Source organism: Lentzea albidocapillata (genome assembly GCF_000719115.1).
In the GTDB taxonomy this organism is placed as follows: domain Bacteria; phylum Actinomycetota; class Actinomycetes; order Mycobacteriales; family Pseudonocardiaceae; genus Lentzea; species Lentzea albidocapillata.
Window position 1 is genome coordinate 53,731 of sequence record NZ_JOEA01000004.1, and the last position, 17,782, is coordinate 71,512.

General features: G+C 68.1%; 16 protein-coding genes. 2 read left to right on the forward strand and 14 right to left on the reverse strand.

Annotated elements, in window-relative coordinates:
- Positions 1 to 48: 48 nt before the first annotated feature.
- The 9 genes from IG04_RS0105910 to IG04_RS0105950 form a co-directional block, all read right to left on the reverse strand.
- Positions 49 to 609: an acyltransferase gene (locus IG04_RS0105910; RefSeq protein ID WP_030475508.1), complete on the reverse strand. Its 561-nt coding sequence runs from the start codon at positions 607 to 609 to the stop codon at positions 49 to 51.
- Positions 609 to 1,688, reverse strand: a complete 1,080-nt coding sequence (locus IG04_RS0105915) for a DegT/DnrJ/EryC1/StrS family aminotransferase (protein ID WP_030475509.1) — start codon at positions 1,686 to 1,688, stop codon at positions 609 to 611. Before IG04_RS0105915 ends, IG04_RS0105910 begins: the two co-directional genes overlap by 1 nt.
- Positions 1,685 to 2,332, reverse strand: a complete 648-nt coding sequence (locus tag IG04_RS0105920; protein ID WP_030475510.1) for an acetyltransferase — start codon at positions 2,330 to 2,332, stop codon at positions 1,685 to 1,687. Before IG04_RS0105920 ends, IG04_RS0105915 begins: the two co-directional genes overlap by 4 nt.
- The gene (locus tag IG04_RS0105925) at positions 2,329 to 7,104 is read right to left on the reverse strand and encodes a DUF4082 domain-containing protein (protein WP_030475511.1); all 4,776 of its coding nucleotides are present in this window, start codon (positions 7,102 to 7,104) and stop codon (positions 2,329 to 2,331) included. The genes IG04_RS0105920 and IG04_RS0105925 overlap by 4 nt, the downstream gene beginning before the upstream one ends.
- Before the next feature lie 148 nt (positions 7,105 to 7,252).
- On the reverse strand, positions 7,253 to 8,380 hold the full coding sequence (locus tag IG04_RS0105930; RefSeq protein WP_036013883.1) for a DegT/DnrJ/EryC1/StrS family aminotransferase: 1,128 nt from the start codon (positions 8,378 to 8,380) through the stop codon (positions 7,253 to 7,255).
- 108 nt (positions 8,381 to 8,488) lie between these two features.
- Positions 8,489 to 9,478: an NAD-dependent epimerase/dehydratase family protein gene (locus IG04_RS0105935; RefSeq protein WP_030475513.1), complete on the reverse strand. Its 990-nt coding sequence runs from the start codon at positions 9,476 to 9,478 to the stop codon at positions 8,489 to 8,491.
- Positions 9,475 to 10,500, reverse strand: a complete 1,026-nt coding sequence (locus IG04_RS0105940) for a Gfo/Idh/MocA family protein (protein WP_245816560.1) — start codon at positions 10,498 to 10,500, stop codon at positions 9,475 to 9,477. Before IG04_RS0105940 ends, IG04_RS0105935 begins: the two co-directional genes overlap by 4 nt.
- 14 nt (positions 10,501 to 10,514) lie before the next feature.
- The gene (locus IG04_RS0105945; protein WP_084401969.1) at positions 10,515 to 12,008 is read right to left on the reverse strand and encodes a sugar transferase; all 1,494 of its coding nucleotides are present in this window, start codon (positions 12,006 to 12,008) and stop codon (positions 10,515 to 10,517) included.
- Between the two features lie 376 nt (positions 12,009 to 12,384).
- Positions 12,385 to 12,600 (reverse strand): RNA-binding S4 domain-containing protein, encoded by a 216-nt coding sequence (locus tag IG04_RS0105950; protein WP_030475516.1) that lies wholly within the window; start codon positions 12,598 to 12,600, stop codon positions 12,385 to 12,387.
- A gap of 91 nt (positions 12,601 to 12,691) precedes the next feature.
- Between IG04_RS0105950 and IG04_RS0105955 the strand changes: the two genes are divergently transcribed.
- Positions 12,692 to 13,375: a DUF2306 domain-containing protein gene (locus tag IG04_RS0105955; RefSeq protein WP_159460501.1), complete on the forward strand. Its 684-nt coding sequence runs from the start codon at positions 12,692 to 12,694 to the stop codon at positions 13,373 to 13,375.
- Here IG04_RS0105955 and IG04_RS44995 read toward each other — a convergent pair.
- The 5 genes from IG04_RS44995 to IG04_RS0105975 form a co-directional block, all read right to left on the reverse strand.
- Positions 13,294 to 13,494 (reverse strand): hypothetical protein, encoded by a 201-nt coding sequence (locus IG04_RS44995; RefSeq protein ID WP_084401971.1) that lies wholly within the window; start codon positions 13,492 to 13,494, stop codon positions 13,294 to 13,296. The two genes, IG04_RS0105955 and IG04_RS44995, sit on opposite strands and share 82 nt — an antisense overlap.
- Before the next feature lie 159 nt (positions 13,495 to 13,653).
- On the reverse strand, positions 13,654 to 14,070 hold the full coding sequence (locus tag IG04_RS0105960) for an SLATT domain-containing protein (RefSeq protein WP_030475518.1): 417 nt from the start codon (positions 14,068 to 14,070) through the stop codon (positions 13,654 to 13,656).
- Positions 14,067 to 15,269, reverse strand: coding sequence for a DUF4231 domain-containing protein (locus IG04_RS0105965; RefSeq protein WP_030475519.1), 1,203 nt, complete (start codon positions 15,267 to 15,269; stop codon positions 14,067 to 14,069). Before IG04_RS0105965 ends, IG04_RS0105960 begins: the two co-directional genes overlap by 4 nt.
- A gap of 43 nt (positions 15,270 to 15,312) precedes the next feature.
- A complete protein-coding gene (locus IG04_RS47095) occupies positions 15,313 to 15,471 on the reverse strand; it encodes a hypothetical protein (RefSeq protein ID WP_169745981.1) in 159 nt (52 codons plus the stop codon).
- A complete protein-coding gene (locus tag IG04_RS0105975; protein ID WP_030475520.1) occupies positions 15,468 to 16,187 on the reverse strand; it encodes an HAD family hydrolase in 720 nt (239 codons plus the stop codon). The genes IG04_RS47095 and IG04_RS0105975 overlap by 4 nt, the downstream gene beginning before the upstream one ends.
- 36 nt (positions 16,188 to 16,223) lie before the next feature.
- Between IG04_RS0105975 and IG04_RS0105980 the strand changes: the two genes are divergently transcribed.
- Positions 16,224 to 17,609, forward strand: a complete 1,386-nt coding sequence (locus IG04_RS0105980; RefSeq protein WP_030475521.1) for an SDR family oxidoreductase — start codon at positions 16,224 to 16,226, stop codon at positions 17,607 to 17,609.
- Positions 17,610 to 17,782: the final 173 nt, after the last annotated feature.

Below are 17,782 nucleotides of genomic sequence, written 5' to 3' on the forward strand. Positions count from 1 at the left end.
GACGTTACAAGTCCTGCGGCGGCGCGTCCGGCGTTTTGCGCGAAAGGCTCAGACGGCTTTCAGGCCGTCCGGCGTCTGCTCGTGCCGGATGCCGCACTCCGGGCAAGAGAGATCATCTGAGAGCCGCACACCGCACGCACAGACCCAGCCCTTCACCACGGCCGGATTGCCGGCCACGAACGCATGCGCGGGCACCGAGCGAGTGATGACCGCACCGGCCGCCGCGAACGCGTGCTCACCGATCTCCGTGCCGCACACGACGATCGCACCGGCGCCAAGAGTCGCGCCCCGACGGACCAGGGTGGTCTCCAAAGCGTCGCCCGTCTTCTTGACGTGCGCACGAGGCCGCAGGTCGTTGGTGAACGACACGTTCGGTCCGAGGAACACGTCGTCCTCGCACGTCACGCCGTCGAAGACCAACGTGCCGTTCTTGACCGTCACGTTGTTGCCCAGCACCGCGCGCGACTCGACGAACGCGCCGTCGCAGATGTTGCAGTCACGGCCGATGCGTGCGCCGGGCAGCACGTGCGCGAACGCCCATACGCGCGTGCCTTCGCCGACATCGTCCGACTCGCACAGGCCGTGCGGGTGCACGCGGACGCCGGTCATCAGAGCGCTGCCTTCAGCGCCTCGACGACGCGGGTCTGCTGCGCCTCGGTGATCTCGGGGAACAGCGGCAGCGACAGGATCTCCGCGGCCGAGGTCTCCGCCACCGGGAACGAGCCGGTCAGGCCGGCGAACGCGCCGGTCTTGTGCAGTGGCGTCGGGTAGTGGATGCCGGCGCCGATTCCCGAGGCGTGCAAAGCGGAAAGCACTCGGTCGCGGTCGGCCACGCGCACGACGTAGAGGTGCCAGACGGGCAGGTTGCCGTCCAGCACAACCGGGGTGCGCACGCCGGGAACGTCGGCGAGCATCTCGGTGTAGCGGGAGGCGGCGGCGCGGCGGGACTGGTTCCAGCCCTCCAGGCGGCGCAGCTTCGCGGACAGCACCACGGCCTGCAGCGTGTCGAGGCGGCTGTTGAAGCCGAGCACCGGGTGCTCGTACTTGCGCGGCGAACCGTGCTCGCGCAGCAACCGGACCGACTCCGCGACGGCGTCCGACGTCGTCAGCACCGCGCCGCCGTCGCCGTACGCGCCGAGGTTCTTGCCGGGGTAGAACGAGGTCGCGGCAGCGGCACCGAGGCCACCGACGGCGACGCCGTTGCGGCGCGCGCCCTGGGCCTGGGCGGCGTCCTCGACGACCGGAAGGCCGAGCGGCAGCAGTTCGACCGGGGCGGCCTGGCCGTAGAGGTGCACCGGCACGACGGCTTTGGTGCGCGAAGTGACCACAGAGGACACTTGTGAGACGTCGATCAGCAGCGTGTCGTCGACGCAGTCCACGAGCACGGGCGTCGCGCCGCAGCGGGCGACGGCCTCGGCCGTGGCGATGAAGGTGTTGGCGGGCAGCACGACCTCGTCGCCGTGGCCGACGCCCAGCGCGCGCAACGCCAGTTCGATGGCGTCGGTGCCGTTGCCGACACCGATGGCGTGCGGAACTTCCTGGTAGGCGGCGAACTCCGACTCGAACCGGGCGACCTGGGGGCCGTTGATGAAGGCTGTCGTCTTGAGCACCTCGGCCCAGCCGTCGGCCACCTCGTCGGCCACCTGCTCGTGCTGGGCACGCAGGTCCACCAGTGGAATCTCGATCACGCGCTCTCCCCACGCAACGGGCGGGCCGGCACGCCGGCCCACGTCTCTCCTGCCGGAACGTCCTGCAGGACAACGGCTCCCATGCCGATCACGGCACCGGCGCCGATCTTCACACCCTCGCGCACCATGGCTCCCTGTCCCAGGTACGCGGCCTCCCCCACGTGCACCGACCCCGCGAGCGAGGCGCGGCCGGCGAACGTGACGCCGTCCGACACCTCGTCGTCGTGGGTGATCAGCACCTGGGGCATGGCCACCACGTGCCGTCCTACCGAAAGCGGGGTCGTGATGACGACTCCCGCGAGCAGAATCGTTCCGGCGCCAAGAGAAGCACCGGAAAGAACAGCCGCCGGGTGCACGATGGTCGCCCATCGCTCGTCCGGCAGGTCGAGCTTCCTGGCCACGTTCAGCCGGACCAGCGACCGTCGCGCACTCGCGATGCACATCACGACGGCCGCGTCAGGATGATCAGCCAGGAGGTCGAGCCCGCCCAGCACGGGCACCCCGTCGATCAGGGTGCCGTGCAGGGCGGTGGAGTCGTCGAGCGCCCCGAGGGGGTTCCACGTCTCCGGGAGGAGGCGGACCGCCGCGAGAGTCTCGCGAGCGAGTCCACCTGCCCCGATGAACAGCAGTGGCCGTGCGGTCACCCGAGCACCACGTCCACCCAGTAGTTGCCACCGTTGTAGGTCGAGGTCGGGAAGCCCGACCCGGCCGTGAACACACCGGCGGACGGTGCGGCGGTCAGCGGCGGCGAGGTCACCGTGCCGAAGTAGCCGGCGTTCACCGCGTAGCGACCCGTGGTGGTCGTGTACGAGGCCGTGTACTCGGTGTTGGCCGTGATCGCGACCGGCTGCGAGAACGTCAGCGTCTGCCAGCCGGACTCTGTTTCACCAGAGAACGTGCCCGTGGCCAGGCGCTGGCCGTCCGCGGACCAGAGTGACCCGGTGTGGGTGCCGGTGTTGCCCGCGCCCTTGTAGAACTTCACGCCGGTGATCTGCCCGTTCGTGCCCGACGTGAACTTGACGCCCAACTCGTACGCGCCGTTGTCATCAGCCGAAGTTACCGTCGGCACGGTCGCCGCGCTGAACAGCGAACACGGGCAGGTCTGCGTCGTCGCGGTGGTGAACGACCACGTGACCGGGTTGGCCATCATGTTGCCGAACGTGTCCGCGGCCTTGGCGCTCACCGAGTACACAGTGGACGCCGCGAACCTGGCCGCGGGGGTGAACGTGATCATCCTGCTGTCCGGCGAGAGCGACCGCGTGCCGGCGATCTTCGCGCCACCGGGGTCGGTGACGTCGAACTGCGCGGAGTTGAGGTCCACGGGCTCGTCGAACGACATCGTGACCACCGAGTTCAGGGCCACCTCGGACGCGCCGGTCAGCGGCGTGTGCGACTGCTCCACCGGAGCGACGTTGTCCGCGTTGGGCTGGTAGACCACGTCGACCCAGTAGTTGCCGGAGCCGTACGTCATGGCCGGGAACCCGGTGCCCGGCGTGAACACGCCGTTCGTCTCCTGCGGCGCCGTCAGCGGACCGGAGCTGACCGCACCCGTCCCGAAGTACCCGGCGTTCACCGCGTAGTGCCCGGTGGTCGTCGTGTACGAGGCGGTGTAGGTCTGGCCGGAGCTGACGATCACCGGCTGCGAGAACGTGAGCGTCTGCCAGCCCGTCGCGGTCTCACCGGTGAACGTGCCGGTCGCGAGGCGCTGGCCGGCGGCGTTCCAGAGGCTGCCGGTGTGCGTGCCGGTGTTGCCGGATCCCTTGTAGAAGCGGACACCGGTGATCTGGCCCGACTGGGTCGGGGTGATCCGGACGCCCAGCTCGTACGCGCCCGAGTCGTCGGCCGACGTCACGTCCGGCACCGTCGCCGTGCTGAAGAGCGAGCACGGACAGGTCGGCGTCGTCGTGGTCGTGAAGTTCCACTCCGCGGCGGCCGTCATCGCGATGCCGTTGACGTCCGCGATGCCCACGTGCGCCTGGTACTGCGTACCCGACACGAGCTTGGCGGACGGCGTCCAGGTGACCGTCCTCTGGTCTCCGGACAGCGACACCGAGCCGGACAGCTTGGCGCCCTTCGGGTCCTTCAGCCAGATCTGCGCCGACGCGGGGTCGACCGGCTCGCTGAACGTCGCCGTGAGAGCGCTCTGCAGGCCCACGTTCGTCGCGTTCACGGCCGGCGCGCGGTTCGTGATCGTCGGCGGCGTGGTGTCGCCGTTGAGGCCGTTGCGGTAGATGACGTCGACCCAGTAGTTCGTCGCGTTGTAGGAGTTGTTCGGGAAACCGGCGCCGTACTTGTAGACCCCGTTGCCGCCGTCCGTCCCGTTCTGCAACGCGTGCAGCGACTGGTAGCTCGCGTCCTGGCCGTTGAAGTAGCCGGAGGTGACCGAGTACCGGCCGCCGGGAGCGTTGTACGAGACGATGTACGTCGTGTTCGCCTGCACCTGGACCGGCGAGTTGAACATCAGCTTCTGCCAGCCGGACGTCGTCTCCGCCGTGAACGTGCCGGTCGCGAGCAGCAGACCCGTGGAGGTCCACAGCGAGCCGGTGTGCGTGCCGGTGTTGCCGGTGCCCTTGTAGAAGCGGACGCCGAGCACCTCGCCCTTGCCGTCGAAGCGGACCTTCGTGCCGACCTCGACCTGGCTCGTGTCACCGGCATCGATCACCGCCGGCGCCGCGAAGTCGTCCCAGACCGTGCACGGGCAGGTCGCCGGGCGCGGCGATCCTGTCGTGAACGTCCAGTTCGCCTGCGAGGACAGGTTTCCTGCCGCGTCCGCCGCCCTCATCGTGACGGTGTAGGCCGTGGCCGCCGAAAGCGGCGCGGACGGCGTGAACGTGATCGTGCGGGCGTCGTTGGAGATCGACGTGGTGCCCGTGATCGCACCCGCCGGCCCTGTCACCGTGACCTGGGCCGAGGCGAGCGTCACGTTCTCGTCGAACGTGCCGGACACCGTGGTGTTCAGCGCGACGGAACCGGCGTTGGTCACCGGGGACATCGCGCTCTGGATCGGCGCGCGGGTGTCGGGACCGGGGTCCGTCGCCCACACCACGTCGACCCAGTAGTTGGTGTGGTCGAACGTCTGGTTCGGGAAGCCGGCGCCGAAGCGGAAGACGCCGTTCGGTCCGTCCACACCGGACTGCAGGCCGGTGATCGGCTGCATGTACGCCTGTTGCTGGTAGAACCCGCCGGTGTCGTAGGCGAAGTGCCCGGTCGGCGTGTAGTACGACACGATGTAGGTCGTGTTCGCGTTCACCGCGACAGGCTGCGGGAAGAGCAGCGTCTGCCAGCCCGTCGGGCTCTCGCTGGTGAACGTGCCGGTGGCGAGCAGATCACCGTTCGAGTTCCACAGGCTGCCGGTGTGCGTGCCGGTGTTGCCGGTGCCCTTGTAGAACTTCACGCCGCGGACGTAACCGTTGCTCGCGGCCCGCCACTTCACGCCGAGCTCCAGCTGCGAGCTGTCGTTGGCGGCAGCGACCTTCGGAACCTCCGTGCCGGAGAACATGCCGCACGGGCAGGTCTTGCTGTTGACGTTCGGCGTGGCGGACACGGGTATGGAGAGGTTCAGCGAGTCGTCGACCGCGCGGACCCGCAGCTGTGCCGTGCCGGACTGGTTCGGCGTGTAGGTGTAGCTCCACGAAGTCTGGCCGGCCTGCCAGTTGGCGTAGTGCCAGCGCGTGCCGCCGTCGGTCGAGACCTCGACGCCCGCGACCTTGCCGGCGGCGTCGATCACCGTGCCGCTGAAGGTGTAGGGCTGGCCGACCGTCGCCTGCGCGGGCTGGGTCGTGATCAGCACGCTGGGCGCCGTGTTGTCGTTGATGGCGCCGGAGATGACGAGCTGGTCGGGCGCCCACAGCTGGTAGGGCTGCACGCCCATGTCCGCGAGGAAGTTGACCGTCGCCTGCTTCATCCGCTTGTCCGACGTCGGCGTGTTGGTCGGGAACGCGTGTTCGTCGTCGACGCCCCACGCCCACTGGACCGTGCCGGCACCGAACACCAGGGCTCCGGACGGCGCGCGGTAGTACGTGATCGCGTGCGTCTCGGTGCTGGATCCGTACTCGTCGCCGTAGTTCTTCAGGGCGTAGTAGCCGTCGAGGTCCACCGTCGTGCGCGACATCTGCGCTACGCCGGCGGGCTGGAAGCCGTTGTCGTAGACGGTGTTCCACTCGTAGCCGAGTGTGCCGGGCTGGAACGTGTACGTGCTGCCCGCGGCGAGGTTCACCAGGTCGGTGTTGCGCCAGAGCCGCATCTTGCCGTACGCGGCCGGGACCTGCAGCGAGTCGTCACGCCGGCCGTTGACCGTGAACATGTTGCCGAGCAACGCGTTCTCGGGTCTGCCGCCGTCCTGAGGTGGGCTGTAGCGCGGATCTCGCCACGTGCCGGTCCAGGTGTTCTCGCCGTCGTTCTGGGTGCCCTTCGTCTCCTTGAAGCAGACCATGGTGCGCCAGTCGGTCTGGGAGGAGTCGATGCTCTTCTCCCACTTCGTCTTCCAGAAGATCTCGTTGCCGGTCAGGAACGCCATGTGCACGCCAGTGTCACGGGCGGCCATCACGTTGTTCCACTGCTCGTTCGACCAGTACTCGTCGTGGCCGACCGCCATGAAGACCTTGTGGTTCTTGATCAGGTTGCCGCGGCGGGCGGAGTCGACGTCGGTCGTGTAGCTCATGTCGTACCCGTTGCGCTCCAGGAACCTGAGCATCGGGTACTCGGCGTTGAAGATGAAGTTCTCGTCGCCGTCGCCGCCGGTGTACGGGCGGTTGTAGCTGACCTTGTACGAGCTGCCGCCCTGGCCCGGGCCGTCACCGAAGTACAGGCTGTTGCCGCCGTAGCGGTTGTAGGCGACCCAGGTGGCGTCGGAGGTCTGGAAGAAGATCTTCGAGGTCGAGCTGTCGTCGCGGACGACGAACGCCATCTCGTTCTCGAGGCCGTTGTCGAGGCGCGTCATGCGCACGTAGTAGATGCCGGAGACCGCGGCGGAGGGGATGTTCCAGGTGAGCGACACGGCCCAGTTGCCGCAGTCGACGAGCGCGGTAGGTCCATCCCGCAGACATGGTGGCTGGTTCTGCGGGGTGTTGCGCTGGACCGTGCCCATGTGCCGGGCGCCCTTGCCGCCGTACCAGCCCATCCGGTAGATGTCGAGCTTGTACGACGGGGCCGAGGTCAGCATTTTGAAGCTGACGGTCTGGCCGACGTTGTAGCTGATGTCCGTCGTGTAGCCGAGGATCGTGTCGTCCCGGTACTGGGCCTGCCAGTTGTCCGCGCCGGTCTGCGTGTTCTCGCACGCGACCTTGTTGGTGACGGGGAAGTCACACGGAGCGGCGTTGGCCTTCGGAGGGTTGAAGACCCCGAGCACGAACATCGTCGATGCGACTAATGCCGTGATCACAAGCACCCGCACGAGACGCGACTGCTGAGCCACCATTGGGTTTCACCTCTCGGACGGAGTTACCGTGTGTGATCCGCGCACTACGCTGGACAGCACAGGGCTGCTACTCCGAACGTCGGCGATCTCGGTAAAACTGTTACGTGTCAACAGAAAAATGTTCCGGTGGGGGTTGAATCTTTACTTTTCAACCACGCACGGTCAGCCGGGATGTGTGGAGAGTTTCCGACAACGCTGACACGACTGTGTCCTGTTCGGACTCGGTCAGGTCGTGGAAGAGCGGAAGGATCAGCGTCCGGGCCGTGAAGGCCTCTGTCACGGGCAGTTCCGCGCGGGGGTGGCCCTCGTAGGCGGGTTCGAGGTGTGACGCCATGATTCCGCGCCGTGCACTCACGCCGCGTTCGGCAAGACCCGCAAGGACTTCCTGACGGTCCGCGCCCTCGGGCAGCCATACCCAGAACGACTGGTAGTTCGTCGTCCCGTATTCGGGGTCGTTCACCGCGATGAGGCCGGTGCCGGCCAGCAACTCGTGGTAGCGCGCGGCCAACTCACGGCGACGGGCGATGATCGCGTCCAGTTTGGACAGCTGCACCAGGCCGACGGCGGCCTGGATGTCAGTCATCCGGTAGTTGAACGCCGTCTCGAGGTACTGCTCGATGACGGCCGAGCCGCCGTTGTGGCGGTCCGCTGCGGACACGCTCATGCCGTGTTCCCGCAGGCGCTTGAGCCGAACGGCCCAGTCGGGGTCGTCGGTGGTGACCATGCCGCCCTCACCGGTGGTGAGGAGCTTGCGCGGGTGGAACGACCAGGCGGCCAGCAGCGCGTCCGTACCGACCGGCTTGCCCTTGTAGGTGGAGCCCGCGGCGCATGCCGCGTCCTCGATCACCGCGATGCCACGCGGTTCGCAGAACGCCTTGAGGGCGTCGACGTCGGCGGGCACGCCGGCCTGGTGCACGACCATGACCGCGCGGGTGCGCTCGGTGAGCACCGGTTCCACTGTGGACGCGCTGATGTTGCCCGTCTCGGCCTCGACGTCGGCGAAGACGGGGGTCGCGCCGGTGTAGCGCACGGCGTTCGCGGTGGCGATGAACGACAACGACGGCACGACGACCTCGTCGCCGGGGCCGATGCCGAGCAGGTGCACGGCGAGGTGCAGGCCGGTGGTGCACGACGACACGGCCACGCCGTGGCTCGCGCCGACCGACGCGGCGAACGCCTCTTCGAACTCGCGGACCCGCGGGCCCTGCGCCACCCAGCCGGACCGGACGGCTTCGGCGGCGGCGAGCGCCTCTTCCTCGCCGAGCAACGGCCGCATAACCGGAATCAAAGCTCTACCTCTTCGCTGGCGGTTCTGGCTTGGGTGCGGCTGCGGGGGCGGCGGACCTGGGGGTGTCGGCCGCGCCCGCAGCCGCGGTCTCGAGGGTTACGCGCCTGCCGCGTCGGCGGCGGCCTTCTCGGCACGCCACCACGCGACGAGGTCGCGCAGTCCGCCGTCCATCTCGATCTCGGGCTTCCACCCGAGTTCGGTGGCCGCGAGGCTGATGTCGGCGAGCCGGCGCGTCACGCCGTTCACCTTGCGCTCGGGGCCGTGCTCCAGCGGCAGGTCGGAGTCCATGGCGGCAAGCAACGCGAGGGCGAGCTGCTTGAGCGATGTCTCCTGGGAGGACGCGATGTTGTACACCGTGTCCGTGACCGGCGCCTTGGCCGCGAGGATGTTGGCGCGTGCGATGTCGTGCACGTGCACGAAGTCCATCGTCTGGGCGCCGTCGCCGAAGATGAGCGGCGACTTGCCGTCGACGATGCGCTCCATCCAGCGGATGAGCACCTCGGTGTACAGACCGTGGACGTCCATCCGCGGGCCGTACACGTTGAAGTAGCGCAGCGCCACGTAGTCGAGGTCGTACATGGCCTTGAAGCTGCGCAGCATTCCTTCGTTGAACGCCTTCGCGGCGCCGTAGAAGGTGTCGTTGTTGTACGGGTGGTGCCGTTCGTTGGTGGGGAACGACTCCGCGAGTCCGTAGATCGACGCCGAGGACGACGCGATGACCTTCTTCACGCCGGCGGCCGCAGCTGCTTCCAGCACCGTGAACGTGCCGTCGACCAGGCACTCCAGCGCGAGACGCGGTTCCTCGGCGCACTGGGTGATGCGGATGGCGGCGAGGTGGAAGACAAGGTCCTTGCCCACGGTCAGCTCGTGGACCAGCACCTTGTCGTTGATGTCGCCCTCGACGATGCGGACGACACCGGACTCCAGGGCGGAGGCCAGGTTCTCCCGGCGGCCGCGCACGAAGTTGTCCAGCACGACGACCTCGGCCGCGCCGGCCTCGACGAGCTGGTCCACCACCGAGGAACCGATCGTGCCCGCACCACCGGTGACGAGAGCACGCTGCCCGGTGATCGGCTGTGCCGTCATGAAGAAACCCTGCCTTCGACTTGTTGAACGGGAACGAAGACCCCGCCGGAGCGCAGCGACTCCGACGCCGCCTCCAGCACCGCCAGCACGCGCAGTCCCGCGCGGCCGTCGGTCAGCGGCGCGCGCTTCTCGGTGATGGACGCGGCGAACTCCGCCATCATCGACCGCAACGCCTCGCGTTCCACCAACGCCGGCGCGACCATGTCGCCGGTGCGGTAGGAGATCTTCTGCTGCTCCGGGGAGAGGTCGACACCCCGGTCGTAAATGGACAGTCGCTGCGCGGGATTGTTGTCGTCCCACACGACCGTGCGCTGCGAACCGCCGATGACCATCGTGCGAATCTTCGTCGGCGACAGCCAGTTCACGTGCACGTGCGTGATTGCCCCGTTGGACAGCCGCACCGTGAGGTGGCCGACGCACGCGACGCCCGCGCCGATGGGGTCGGAGCCGTGCGCCGCGACCTCCACCGGGTACACGTCGTCGGGCAGGATCGCCTCGAAGATCGACAGGTCGTGCGGGGCGAGGTCCCACAGCACGTCGACGTCCGGCTGCACCAGACCGAGGTTGATGCGCACCGAGTCGATGTACTGGATGTCACCGAGGTCGCCGCCACGGATGATCTTGCGCAGGTGCTGCACCGACGACGTGTAGGCGAAGGTGTGGTCCAGCATCAGCGTGAGGCCGCGCTGCTCGGCGGTCTCGACGAGCTTGAGGCCGTCCTCGAAGGTGGCCGCGAGGGGCTTCTCCACGAGAACGTGCTTGCCGGCCTCCAGCGCCGCGAGGGCGACGGGCAGGTGCGTGGCAGCGGGGGTGGCGATGGCGACCGCGTGGACGTCGGGGTCGGCGAGGACCTCGTCCAGCGACGCGGTGGCACGGACCGTCGAGTACTGGCCCAGCACGCGCCGGGCCTTCTCCACGTCGAGGTCGCACAGGTAGCGCAGGTGCAGCGCCGGGGTGGCCTGGGCGTTGCGAACGAGGTTCGGCCCCCAGTACCCGGCTCCGATGACAGCAAGGCCAATCACGTCTTGGTTCCCCATCAGTAGGCCCCCTGGCCGCCGAAGACGGCGCGGAAGGTCTTCCACATGATCACGAGGTCGAGTGCGAGCGACCAGTCCTCGACGTAGCGCAGGTCGAGGCGGATCGACTCCTCCCACGAGAGATCGCTCCGGCCGCTCACCTGCCACAGACCGGTCAGGCCGGGCTTCACCAGCAGGCGGCGCCGCACGTCCGAGGAGTACTTCGCGGTCTCCTCCGGCAGCGGCGGGCGGGGACCGACGAGCGACATGCTGCCCGCGAGGACGTTGAACAGCTGCGGTAGCTCGTCGATCGAGTAGCGGCGCAGGAACGTGCCGACCTTGGTGATGCGGGGGTCCTTCTTCATCTTGAACAGCACGCCGTTGCCTTCGTCGACACTGGCGAGCCTGGCGCGCAACGCGTCGGCGTTGGTCACCATCGTGCGGAACTTGATGATCGTGAACGGCACTCCGGTCTTGCCGACCCGCCTCTGGCGGTAGAAGACCGGGCCACGGCTGTCGATCATCACGAACGCCGCGACGGTGAACATGAGCGGCGCCAGCGCGACGAGGAGGACCAACGCGCCGACGCGATCGACGACTTCCTTGACCAGACGGCGGAATCCGCTCAGTGCCGGTTCGCTCACGCGCAGCAGTGGCATGCCGAGCACGGCGCTCATGTGCAGTCGCGGGCCGGCGACCTCCATGAGACCGGGCGACACGACCATTTCGGCACCGGAGCCTTCGAGTGCCCACGCGAGCTGCTGGAGACGGCGAGGTGTCCAGTAGGCGTCGGGCGTGACGGCGACGATGCGGTACCCACCGCGGCGGACGTGCTCGGCGAGCTCGCGCAGCTGGCCGACGACGGGCACGCCGTCGACGTCGGTGCCGGAGCGGCCGCGGCCGTCGATCGTGCAGATCGCGTCCACCCGCCAGCCCAGGTGGGCGACGCGCTTGGTGCGGTGGATGAGGTCCTCGACGGTGTCCAGGTTGCCGGCGGCGAGGACCGAGAGCAGGAAACGTCCTTCACTGCGGCCGCGGTGCAGCGGGCGGCGCAGGAGGTAGCGCATGGGAAACGCGACCAGGGCGATCGCGGGTACTACGACGAAGATCCACAGGCGGGCGCCGGGGATGTCGACGGCGAGCGCTCCGAGGCCGAGCGCCACAACGGCACCGAACAAACCCCGGCCGAGTCTTCGGAACTCCTCGGCTCCCTGACCGAGAACGGTCGATGTCCACACACGGTTGATGGCGAGCGAACCGACCACGACAACTACTGTGAGTATGTCCAGCAATGCAAGGGAAAGCGGGCCGAAGGCCGTGTGACGCATGCTCGTGACGACACCGACGGCGATGACGACCAGCACAACGGTCAGCACATCGGCGGTGATCACGGCATAGCGGTAGCGACTTTCCCAGCGCGCTACGGGTGGATGGGTCTGTCTGTGTTCCGACAGCGTGTTGAGCGTGGAGCGCAACCCGTCGACGTCACGGGCCGCGCGGACCTGCTCACTCATCGTTCTGATCTCCCCGGCTCAGCGGCGATTCCGGACATGCACGAACGCAGGTCACCCCGAGGACCTTCAAACTTCGGACTTCGCGATCTCTGGCAACGCCGTCATTCAGACTTGGCGGCCGAAGCCCGCAACCGGTGATTCGTATGTTCCGGCATCCGCGTTACAGACCCTGGAAAAAAGTTTCCCAGGTGCCCGAATACCGGACGTGACGCGTGTCTCACGGTTGTGAAAACGTGGCGCCACAAGACGATTCCGGGTGTCCACAAGGGACATAAAGGATACGTATGGCCCGAGGTAATCGTTCAGAAGAGGTCTTCAGACCCTAGTCCGATCGACTGCGATTGTGCATGTACTTACCGCTGAATGGAGTAACAGGCTACGGCCGAGCGGAAATACGCACTTCGTCACCTTCGACGACAACAATGTCGCCGTGGCGCAACTGTGCCCCGCGCCGCAGCTCCACAGAGCCGTTGACGTGGACATCTCCGTCCTCGATGAGCACCTTGGCGTGCGCGCCGTCCTCAGCCAGCTGCGCCAGCTTGAGGAACTGTCCTAGCCTGATCGGCTCTTCGGAGATCTCGACCGTCCGCATGAGTCCCATCATCCCAGTAGGGCGCTCCCCACTGCTCGCTCGGGGGCGCACACCAGCGCGTTCGAGTGAAGCCGTTGGCAGGCTTCGGAGCATGAAGACTTCGAGAGGATACGCCGCCTGGCTGGCGGTGTCGGGACTGGTCTGCGTGGCGATAACGATCTTCGCGGCGAGCGCGTACGTCACGCTGGACATGAGCCAGGCCAGGCCGCCGCTGCACGGACCCGTCCACTACGGCCTGCTGGTCGCGCACATCTTCACCGGAACGGTCGCGGTCCTGGCGGGTGTCTCGCAGTTCTGGCCGGGCCTGCGCGCCCGGCATCCACGCGTGCACCGGGTGATGGGACGCGTCTACTTCGCGGCGGTCCTGCCGTCTTCGGTGCTCGGCGTCGTGTGCGCCCAGCTGTCACTGGCCGGCCTGGCGTCGTCCGCGCCGCTGACGGTCCTGTCGGTGCTGTGGTTCGTCAGCGCGGTGTACGGCCTGAAGACAGCACGGCGGCGCCAGCTCGGCGAACACCGCATCTGGATGATCCGCGGTTTCGCACTCACCGGCGCCGCCGTGATGGGTCGCCTATGGGGCCTGGCTCTCGGCGCACTGGTGCCCGACGGGGACGGGCTGCTGCTCTTCGCCACCGCGAACTGGCTGTCGTTCGTGGTGAACCTGCTGGTGGCCGAGTGGTGGATCCAGTCGCGGGGTTACACCCGGACCTTGCCCTCCGTGGCGCTCAGGCCGAGCATCTCCAGCAGGTCGGCGCAGTCGAGCGCGTCCGTGGCGTGACAGGCCACGGTGCGTGCCGCCTTGCTGTTCTGGATCGTGCTGTGCTCCTTTTCCAGAGCCTTGGCCTCGGCGAAGGTGCCGGTTTCGGGCTCGGCGATCGCGGGACGCGCCCAAGTCATGTCGTGCCTGCTTCCGCATCGGGGGATGTCGTCATCATGACAACTAGGTGGCCGAAACACCAGAACCTGTGCTTACCGTAATCGATCACCCACGCTGCGTGTAAATCGTGGAAGCGTTTTCATGAAACCAAGGCGAAAGATTTCCGCCGGGATTCGGCTTTACCGGCCGTACCTCAGCACCGACTCCACTTCGGTCACGAATGCGACCAGCCGTTCGTCGTCCACATCGTCCGGCGTGGGACCGTCCACCGCAAGTCGTTGCAGCGCAACGGAAGTGGTCGCGCTCTCCCGCGCCAGGCGGCGGAACCCGAACGTCGCCTCGTACAGCGACATGGCGGTGCCCAGAGCGGCCAGAGTCGTTGCCACGAAAGCCCACATGGCCCTGCGCGGCCCGTCCGCCATACCGATCGCGGCAGCCGCGGCGGCGGCGATGAACAGCGCCGCGGAGAGCGCGACCGTCCACGTGCGGGCGCGGGAGTAGCGCTTGCGGCTGCGTTCGAAGTGGTCGAGCCGGTCCTGGAAGCGGTGGCGCAGGTACGCCTCGACGAACTGGGCCTGCCTCAGCTTGTCGCTCATGTCCTGACCACCTCGTGCTTGCGGTTGCTGACCGCGGCTTCCAGATCCGCCACCTTGTCCTGGCGCTCTTCCTCGGTGGCGGGCGCCACGGAGGCGAGGTGCGCGAAGTACAACGCCCGCAGGCGTTCCGCGCGTGACCGGGCCGTCAGGTACTTGTCGAGCGACTCACGCTTGCGCGCCACGATCGTGATGGCCGCGGCGAACGCGCCACCCGCCACGACGAGCACTCCGGGCCACGGCGTGTCCTTCAGCCACGTCTGCAGCGCGGCGAACACCGTCGTCGTCAGGCCGCCCCCGATCGCGAGCACGGCCGTGAGCCGGTAGCGGTTCTGCTCCACGCCGGCTTCCGCGTCGAGCTCCTGGAACACCGGCGCGACGACCTGGTTCGCGTCGTGGATGGCGTCGGCGAGCATCGGGTACGCGACGACGAAACCGGGATCGACCAACGGCCGTGCCTCCGGCGCCCGGTACCGGACCTTGGGCAGGATCCTCGGCGGCTTGACGGGCTTTTCCTTGCCCAGCAACCGTTCCAGCGCGGTGACGGCCTTACCGGCACCCTCGTCCACGTGGACGATGAAGATCTTGCCGCTGCGCACCAGCACCGCCAGGTCACCGGTGAGGTCGCCGGTCGCGATGCGGTCCGCGAGGCCGCCCGTGCCGGCGAGCACCAGCAACGGGTTGTCGCCGCTGAGGTGGTCGACGACCTCCTGCTCGCTCTCGCCTCCGACGACGAGAGCGACGACGGGCTTCTTGTGGCGCACGGCGTCGATCGTGCGGAACAGCACCGGGGTCGCGTCCGTCCACTCCGAACCGGGGACGATGACGGCGACGCTGTGGTTGGGTTCCAGCGGGATCTGACCGTTGGTGGCGCTCTCGGTCAGGTCGTGCACCTTGCTGCTCGGCGCGACTCCGATCACGACGGGCCAACGCTGCTCGCACGCCTGCAAAGCCATGCCCAGCAAGTGGACAACGCCTCGGTCGGTGCCTTCGGTGACGAACACGGCGCCGTTGCGCGCCGCGGTCACGACGACGGATCTGAGCACCGGCAACAACTTCGCGGCGAGATCCGTCTCGATGTCTTCTGTGGAGCCGAAGACCGAGATCACCGTGCGGCCTCGGGGCAAGCCGAGAGCCTTGGGTTTGATGTCGGCGTCCGGCTGGGACAGCCGTTTGACTGTCGGGCCGCCTGCTGTGGGCATGCCGCGCACCATAACGCCGTGATCGATCGAGGGCCAGAGCCCGTTAGACCTCATCCTCGTCGTCCACGGGGACTTCCTGGCGCTGCTCCTGGGCGTCGGCCTCGTCCGCCTCCAGCGGCGTGTCCGGCGTCTCGGCCGGCTCGTGCGGAACGACCTCGCGCTGCTGCTCCTGCACGTCCGCGTCGGGTGCTTCAGGGTTCATGCCGTGCGGTTTCCCTGCGGCGTGTGCTTCCACACCTGCCTGGTCAGCTCACCGAGGTCCGCCAGATCGTCGAGGACGATCTCGGCCCCGGCCCGGCGCAGGTCGTCCGCGTCGCTGCGCCCGGTGGCGACGGCGACCAGCCGCACGCCCGCCTTCGTCGCCGCGTACACGTCGTGCGGCGTGTCGCCGATGAGCACGACCTCGTCATGAGTGAACGGCCGGATGCGCCGCGCGCGTTCACGGGCGAACGTCACCAGTTCGGCCCGGTCGGCGTGCTCGTCGCCGAACGCGCTGACCTCCCAGTCGACGAGGTGTGCCAGGCCGAACTCCTCCAGCTTGATCAGCGCGACGCTCCTGAGGTTCGCCATCAGCACGCCCTGGTGCACGCGCGGATCGTCCGCGAAGTGCTGGAGGGCTTCCAGCGCCCCCGGCAGCACCTCGCCGTGGCCGGGCAGCTCGGCGCGCCTGGCCTCGAAGGAGTACGCGAGCGCGTCGGCGAGGAGCCGGGCCGCCTGCTCCGTGTGCTCGATGGCGTGCAGGCGCAGCGTCTCCTCGATGAGGTCGGCCTCGGTGCGGCCGCCGAGGTCCACGGGGCCGTTGAGCTCCCTGCCGAAGGCGCTCCGGAACGCCTCGCGGTACATCAGCCCGCCGAAGCCGCGTGCCGAGATCAGGGTGTTGTCGATGTCCCACAGCACCAGCAGTTCAGGCCCGGTCACCGGACCACCACCCCTCAACGCGTAAAATCCCTGCTCATGACCTCGATCGACCCCGCAGAGCTGGAAGTCTGCCTGCGCGTGCTTGCCCAGGTCGAGGACCTGCCGGCGGAACACGACGACGCCGTGCGCGTCCGCCGGGCCACCGCGAAGATCTTCAAGGCCGCGAAGAAGTTCCGCAAAACCGAGCGCAAGGCCGCTGTCGTGGCCAACGACCGCGCCGTCACCGCGCTGACGGCCACCGGGTCGCCGGACCGCATCGACGACGAGACGCAGGGTCTTCCGCTCGTGTCGACGGCTCAGGGCGCCACGGCGGGCACGTTGCTGCGCGCCCGGTCCTGCTACACCTGCCGCACGAGGTTTGTCGAGGTAGACGCCTTCTACCACAACCTCTGCCCCGCCTGTGCGGCCTTCAACCACGGCAAGCGCGACGCCCGCACGGACCTGACGGGCCGCAACGCGCTGCTGACCGGCGGGCGGGCGAAGATCGGCATGTACATCGCGCTGCGGCTGCTGCGTGACGGCGCGCACACCACGATCACCACCCGGTTCCCCAAGGACGCGGCACGGCGGTTCGCCTCGATGCCCGACGCCGCCGACTGGATCGACCGGCTCAAGATCGTCGGCATCGACCTGCGCGACCCGTCCCAGGTGCTGGCGCTGGCCGACGAGGTGGCGTCCCGCGGGCCACTCGACGTTCTGATCAACAACGCCGCCCAGACCGTGCGCCGCTCCGCCAATGCGTACACGCCGCTGGCGCAGGCCGAGCACGAGGCGCTGACCGGGGACGCCCGCCGTCCCGAGCTGATCTCGTTCGGTGGCCACGGCCAGCTCGCGCTGCCCGGCACCGCCGTGCCCGAGGCGCACTCGGTGACGACGCTCGCGTTGATGGCGGGCTCGAAGGACATCGACGCGGGCGGCCTGGTGCCGGACACCGCGCCGGTCAACTCGTGGATCCAGAACGTCGAGGAGGTCGACCCGGTCGAGCTGCTGGAGGTGCAGCTCTGCAACTCGACGGCGCCGTTCCTGCTGATCTCGCGGCTGCGCGCCTCGATGGCGAAGTCGTCGTACCACCGCAAGTACGTGGTGAACGTGTCGGCGATGGAGGGCCAGTTCTCCCGCGCCTACAAGGGTTCCGGGCACCCGCACACGAACATGGCGAAGGCCGCGCTGAACATGTTGACGCGCACCAGCGCCGAGGAGATGCTGCAGGCCGACGGCATCCTGATGACGGCCGTCGACACGGGCTGGATCACCGACGAGCGCCCGCACCCGATGAAGATGCGGCTCGCCGAAGAGGGGTTCCACGCCCCGTTGGACCTGGTCGACGGCGCGGCGCGGGTGTACGACCCGATCGTGCGCGGCGAGGCCGGCGAGGACCTGTACGGCTGCTTCTTGAAGGACTACGCGCCGTCGCCTTGGTGAGGTGTCGACACGCGAGCGCTTTTCTCGCGTGTCGACACCTCACCAACTCGGGCTTCTAGGAATGTCACAGTGAGGTTGTTGCGAAACACGCGTCCGAGGTACCCGTCGGACGCACCCGAACGAGCTCTTTCGTCAGGTCAGAGGCGTATTTGAACACTTGTTCGAGTACTCAT

What these genes read in the sequence shown, in the direction of transcription:
- IG04_RS0105965 (WP_030475519.1), bottom strand. Translation starts at nt 15,269, where the DNA reads ATGCCCACAGCAGGCGGCCCGACAGTCAAACGGCTGTCCCAGCCGGAC.
- IG04_RS47095 (WP_169745981.1), bottom strand. Translation starts at nt 15,471, where the DNA reads ATGAACCCTGAAGCACCCGACGCGGACGTGCAGGAGCAGCAGCGCGAG.
- IG04_RS0105910 (WP_030475508.1), bottom strand. Translation starts at nt 609, where the DNA reads ATGACCGGCGTCCGCGTGCACCCGCACGGCCTGTGCGAGTCGGACGAT.
- IG04_RS0105950 (WP_030475516.1), bottom strand. Translation starts at nt 12,600, where the DNA reads ATGCGGACGGTCGAGATCTCCGAAGAGCCGATCAGGCTAGGACAGTTC.
- IG04_RS0105960 (WP_030475518.1), bottom strand. Translation starts at nt 14,070, where the DNA reads ATGAGCGACAAGCTGAGGCAGGCCCAGTTCGTCGAGGCGTACCTGCGC.
- IG04_RS0105955 (WP_159460501.1), top strand. Translation starts at nt 12,692, where the DNA reads ATGAAGACTTCGAGAGGATACGCCGCCTGGCTGGCGGTGTCGGGACTG.
- IG04_RS44995 (WP_084401971.1), bottom strand. Translation starts at nt 13,494, where the DNA reads ATGACTTGGGCGCGTCCCGCGATCGCCGAGCCCGAAACCGGCACCTTC.
- IG04_RS0105930 (WP_036013883.1), bottom strand. Translation starts at nt 8,380, where the DNA reads ATGCGGCCGTTGCTCGGCGAGGAAGAGGCGCTCGCCGCCGCCGAAGCC.
- IG04_RS0105945 (WP_084401969.1), bottom strand. Translation starts at nt 12,008, where the DNA reads ATGAGTGAGCAGGTCCGCGCGGCCCGTGACGTCGACGGGTTGCGCTCC.
- IG04_RS0105980 (WP_030475521.1), top strand. Translation starts at nt 16,224, where the DNA reads ATGACCTCGATCGACCCCGCAGAGCTGGAAGTCTGCCTGCGCGTGCTT.
- IG04_RS0105925 (WP_030475511.1), bottom strand. Translation starts at nt 7,104, where the DNA reads ATGGTGGCTCAGCAGTCGCGTCTCGTGCGGGTGCTTGTGATCACGGCA.
- IG04_RS0105935 (WP_030475513.1), bottom strand. Translation starts at nt 9,478, where the DNA reads ATGACGGCACAGCCGATCACCGGGCAGCGTGCTCTCGTCACCGGTGGT.